At 71.4% G+C, this 350-nt stretch carries 1 pseudogene; it reads left to right on the forward strand.

What is annotated here, in order from left to right:
- A pseudogene (locus LDO54_RS39175) lies at window positions 1–350 on the forward strand (23S rRNA pseudouridylate synthase B); the annotation flags it as partial.

Genomic DNA, 350 nt, shown 5'->3' on the forward strand with positions numbered 1-350 from the left:
TTCGAGGCAGCCGGCCTGATGGTCAGCCGCCTGATCCGTACGCGTCACGGCCCGATCGCGCTGCCCAAGGGCCTCAAGCGCGGCCGCTGGGAAGAACTCGAGGACAACCAGGTGCGCGCGCTGATGGCGGCGGTCGGCCTGAAGGCGCCGACCGAGGAGAAGGGCGGTCGCGGCGGCAAGGAGCAGGAGCGCCGTCAGCCGGATCCGATGCAGACCTCGATGGGCTTCATCAACCGCGAGCCGGTGCTGAGTTCGCACGGCGCGATGGGTCAGCCGCGTCAGGGCCAGGGCCGTCCGGGTGGTCAGGGTCGTCGCGGCGCAGCGGGTGGTTTTGGCGCGTCGGGCGGCTT

Origin of the sequence: Paraburkholderia tropica (assembly GCF_914484835.1) — a bacterium.
GTDB lineage: Bacteria > Pseudomonadota > Gammaproteobacteria > Burkholderiales > Burkholderiaceae > Paraburkholderia > Paraburkholderia tropica_A.